At 59.4% G+C, this 5427-nt stretch carries 3 rRNA genes; all 3 read right to left on the bottom strand.

The annotated features are described in order from the left end of the window. Positions 1-3 precede the first annotated feature (3 nt). A 5S ribosomal RNA gene (gene rrf, locus AC5FZL_RS15205) occupies positions 4-120 on the bottom strand. A gap of 111 nt (positions 121-231) precedes the next feature. Further along, positions 232-3337 (bottom strand): 23S ribosomal RNA (locus AC5FZL_RS15200). A gap of 395 nt (positions 3338-3732) precedes the next feature. Further along, a 16S ribosomal RNA gene (locus AC5FZL_RS15195) occupies positions 3733-5254 on the bottom strand. The 16S, 23S and 5S rRNA genes sit together here, the layout of an rRNA operon. Positions 5255-5427 lie beyond the last annotated feature (173 nt).

Here is a 5427-nt window from a genome sequence, read left to right as displayed (position 1 = left end):
GATGTCCGGCGGCGTCCTACTCTCCCACGCAGCTTCCCGCGCAGTACCATCGGCGCAGATGGGCTTAGCTTCCGGGTTCGGAATGGGACCGGGCGTTTCCCCACCGCTATGACCGCCGTAACACTGTCGAGCTGTACGGCACCCCCCGCGCCCACGAGCGTTCGTGGGGGGTGGTGTGACCGTGGCTCGGGAACCGCACAGTGGACGCGAACACGCAATGAAGTCTTGGGTGTGGGCAAGTCATCGGCTTATTAGTACCGGTCAGCTGCAGGTGTCACCACCCGTCCACATCCGGCCTATCAACCCAGTAGTCTGCTGGGAGCCTCTCGAGGGCAAGCCCTCATGGAGACCTCATCTTGAAGCAGGCTTCCCGCTTAGATGCTTTCAGCGGTTATCCCTTCCGAACGTAGCCAACCAGCCGTGCTCCTGGCGGAACAACTGGCACACCAGAGGTTCGTCCGTCCCGGTCCTCTCGTACTAGGGACAGCCCTTCTCAAGTCTCCAACGCGCGCAGCGGATAGGGACCGAACTGTCTCACGACGTTCTAAACCCAGCTCGCGTACCGCTTTAATGGGCGAACAGCCCAACCCTTGGGACCTACTCCAGCCCCAGGATGCGACGAGCCGACATCGAGGTGCCAAACCATGCCGTCGATATGGACTCTTGGGCAAGATCAGCCTGTTATCCCCGGGGTACCTTTTATCCGTTGAGCGACCGCGATTCCACAATCCACGGCCGGATCACTAGTTCCGACTTTCGTCCCTGCTCGACCCGTCAGTCTCGCAGTCAAGCTCCCTTGTGCACTTACACTCGACACCTGATTGCCAACCAGGATGAGGGAACCTTTGAGCGCCTCCGTTACTCTTTAGGAGGCAACCGCCCCAGTTAAACTACCCACCAGGCACTGTTCCTGGTCCGGATGACGGACCGAGGTTAGATGTCCAAGACGACCAGAGTGGTATTTCAACGTTGACTCCACCGACACTGGCGTGCCGGCTTCACAGTCTCCCACCTATCCTACACAAGCCGTCCCGAACACCAATACCAAGCTGTAGTGAAGGTCCCGGGGTCTTTCCGTCCTGCTGCGCGTAACGAGCATCTTTACTCGTAGTGCAATTTCGCCGAGTTCGCGGTTGAGACAGCGGAGAAGTCGTTACGCCATTCGTGCAGGTCGGAACTTACCCGACAAGGAATTTCGCTACCTTAGGATGGTTATAGTTACCACCGCCGTTTACTGGCGCTTAAGTTCTGAGCTTCACCCTTGCGGGTTGACCCGTCCCCTTAACGTTCCAGCACCGGGCAGGCGTCAGTCCGTATACATCGTCTTGCGACTTAGCACGGACCTGTGTTTTTAGTAAACAGTCGCTTCTCCCTGGTCTCTGCGGCCGTCCAGCCTAGCCAGCAAGTGGCTTCAGCTGTCGGGCCCCCCTTCTCCCGAAGTTACGGGGGCATTTTGCCGAGTTCCTTAACCACGATTCTCTCGATCGCCTTGGTATTCTCTACCTGACCACCTGAGTCGGTTTGGGGTACGGGCGGCTAGAACCTCGCGCCGAGGCTTTTCTCGGCAGTATGGGATCACCCTGCTTCGCGCATACGCGCTCACTATCAGGTCTCAGGCTTCATGAGGTGCGGATTTGCCTACACCTCGCCCTACACCCTTGGACGTGGACTACCATCGCCACGCGGTGGCTACCCTTCTGCGTCACCCCTGTTAATGCGCTTACCTACTACCGGTTCGGGTCGCACGCTCCACCACGATCTCCCGAAGGATCACGTGGCTTTGGGTGCTCAGCATCACCGGGCTCGGTATGGGCGGTTCTTCGCCGGTACGGGAATATCAACCCGTTGTCCATCGACTACGCCTGTCGGCCTCGCCTTAGGTCCCGACTTACCCAGGGCGGATTAGCCTGGCCCTGGAACCCTTGGTCATTCGGCGGACGGGTTTCTCACCCGTCTTTCGCTACTCATGCCTGCATTCTCACTCGTGTGGCGTCCACGGCTGGATTACTCCGCCGCTTCACCCGCCACACGACGCTCCCCTACCCATCCACACGCTTGGACCACGAAGGCCTAGCTCAGTGTGAATGCCACAGCTTCGGCGGTGTGCTTGAGCCCCGCTACATTGTCGGCGCGGAATCACTTGACCAGTGAGCTATTACGCACTCTTTCAAGGGTGGCTGCTTCTAAGCCAACCTCCTGGTTGTCTGTGCAACTCCACATCCTTTCCCACTTAGCACACGCTTAGGGGCCTTAGCTGGTGGTCTGGGCTGTTTCCCTCTCGACTACGGAGCTTATCCCCCGCAGTCTCACTGCCACGCTGCGCTTACCGGCATTCGGAGTTTGGCTGACGTCAGTAACCTTTTGGGGCCCATCGGCCATCCAGTAGCTCTACCTCCGGCAAGAAACACGTGACGCTGCACCTAAATGCATTTCGGGGAGAACCAGCTATCACGAAGTTTGATTGGCCTTTCACCCCTACCCACAGGTCATCCCCCAGGTTTTCAACCCTGGTGGGTTCGGTCCTCCACGCGGTCTTACCCGCGCTTCAACCTGCCCATGGGTAGATCACTTCGCTTCGGGTCTAGAGCACGCGACTCATACGCCCTGTTCGGACTCGCTTTCGCTACGGCTTCCCCACACGGGTTAACCTCGCCACGTACCACTAACTCGCAGGCTCATTCTTCAAAAGGCACGCCGTCACCCCAACGAGGAGGCTCCGACGGATTGTAGGCACACGGTTTCAGGTACTATTTCACTCCCCTCCCGGGGTACTTTTCACCTTTCCCTCACGGTACTTGTCCGCTATCGGTCACCAGGGAGTATTTAGGCTTAGGGGGTGGTCCCCCCGGATTCGCACGGGATTTCTCGGGCCCCGTGCTACTTGGGATCCCTCTCGGGAGGCCACGCCATTTCGTCTACGGGGGTAACACCCTCTGTGCCGGGCCTTTCAAGACCCTTCGACTATGACGCGACTTTCTGACTCCCCGTTCCAGTGATAGCTGGAACTGAAAGGTCCCACAACCCCGACCGCGCAACGCCTATCAGCTATCACACGCGACCGGTTTAGCCTGATCCGCTTTCGCTCGCCACTACTCACGGAATCGCGGTTGCTTTCTCCTCCTGTGGGTACTGAGATGTTTCACTTCCCCACGTTCCCTCCACGCACCCTATGTGTTCAGGTGCGGGTGACTGGACATGACTCCAGCCGGGTTTCCCCATTCGGAAATCCTCGGATCAAAGTTCGGTTGCCAACTCCCCGAGGCTTATCGCAGGCTCCTACGTCCTTCTTCGGCTCCTGGTGCCAAGGCATCCACCGTGTGCCCTTAAAAACTTGACCACAGATACAAAGATGCTCGCGTCCACTGTGCAGTTCTCAAGCAACGGGCAGACCCACACCCACCCCCAGCGAAGCGCTGGCTCGGCGTGTGACCCGCAGAAGGTGGCTCCCTCCCCCACCCCAGCCCCGACCGAAGCCGGCACCAGGACACGAGGAGTGCCCGTTCCTTCAGGACCCAACAGCGTGTCAGGCCCACCACGTCCCCACCCCGGGCGCGTTCCACGCTCCCTCCCCGAAGGAAGACAGCAGTACTAGCGCCACCAGGTGGACACCCGATGAGCCGCAGTCGATGTTCCACCCTTGAGCTCCACCCCCAAGACATGCGCTCGAGGCGTGGGCCTGGACCCGACCCCACCCCCGAAGAGGCGCTGTGGGCCGGGCCAGATGCTCCTTAGAAAGGAGGTGATCCAGCCGCACCTTCCGGTACGGCTACCTTGTTACGACTTCGTCCCAATCGCCAGTCCCACCTTCGACGGCTCCCTCCCACAAGGGGTTGGGCCACCGGCTTCGGGTGTTACCGACTTTCGTGACGTGACGGGCGGTGTGTACAAGCCCCGGGAACGTATTCACCGCAGCGTTGCTGATCTGCGATTACTAGCGACTCCGACTTCACGGGGTCGAGTTGCAGACCCCGATCCGAACTGAGACCAGCTTTTTGGGATTCGCTCCACCTCACGGTCTCGCAGCCCTTTGTACTGGCCATTGTAGCATGCGTGAAGCCCAAGACATAAGGGGCATGATGATTTGACGTCATCCCCACCTTCCTCCGAGTTGACCCCGGCAGTCTCCTATGAGTCCCCGCCATCACGCGCTGGCAACATAGGACGAGGGTTGCGCTCGTTGCGGGACTTAACCCAACATCTCACGACACGAGCTGACGACAACCATGCACCACCTGTGCAGGAACCCTTGCGGACCTCCCATCTCTGGGAGATTTCCCTGCATGTCAAGCCTTGGTAAGGTTCTTCGCGTTGCATCGAATTAATCCGCATGCTCCGCCGCTTGTGCGGGGCCCCGTCAATTCCTTTGAGTTTTAGCCTTGCGGCCGTACTCCCCAGGCGGGGCGCTTAATGCGTTTGCTGCGGCACGGAACTCGTGGAATGAGCCCCACACCTAGCGCCCAACGTTTACGGCGTGGACTACCAGGGTATCTAATCCTGTTCGCTCCCCACGCTTTCGCTCCTCAGCGTCAGTTACAGCCCAGAGACCCGCCTTCGCCACCGGTGTTCCTCCTGATATCTGCGCATTCCACCGCTACACCAGGAATTCCAGTCTCCCCTACTGCACTCTAGTCTGCCCGTACCCACTGCAGGCGCGGGGTTGAGCCCCGCGTTTTCACAGCAGACGCGACAAACCGCCTACGAGCTCTTTACGCCCAATAATTCCGGACAACGCTTGCACCCTACGTATTACCGCGGCTGCTGGCACGTAGTTAGCCGGTGCTTCTTCTGCAGGTACCGTCACTTTCGCTTCTTCCCTGCTGAAAGAGGTTTACAACCCGAAGGCCTTCATCCCTCACGCGGCGTCGCTGCGTCAGGCTTTCGCCCATTGCGCAATATTCCCCACTGCTGCCTCCCGTAGGAGTCTGGGCCGTGTCTCAGTCCCAGTGTGGCCGGTCGCCCTCTCAGGCCGGCTACCCGTCGTCGCCTTGGTAGGCCATCACCCCACCAACAAGCTGATAGGCCGCGAGCCCATCCCCGACCGAAGAACTTTCCACACCACCAGATGCCCGGCAGTGTCATATCCGGTATTAGCCCCGGTTTCCCGGAGTTATCCCAGAGTCGGGGGCAGGTTGCTCACGTGTTACTCACCCGTTCGCCACTGATCACCCCAGCAAGCTGGGGATCACCGTTCGACTTGCATGTGTTAAGCACGCCGCCAGCGTTCGTCCTGAGCCAGGATCAAACTCTCCGTTGATGCCTCAACGACCCACCCACACCCCGAAGAGCGCGAGCAGGCCAAACAGGCTCCGCACCCGACAAGCGAGCACGGAAACAGAACTGGCCGAAAAAGACATCACAACTGACATCCATCTTCGAACCAAGAACACAGCCACCACCCACCCCAGCCCCACCCCAGGAAGGAGCGGA

The organism is Quadrisphaera sp. DVD1, assembly GCF_058932755.1.
This window is presented reverse-complemented; position numbering and strand designations above follow the sequence as displayed.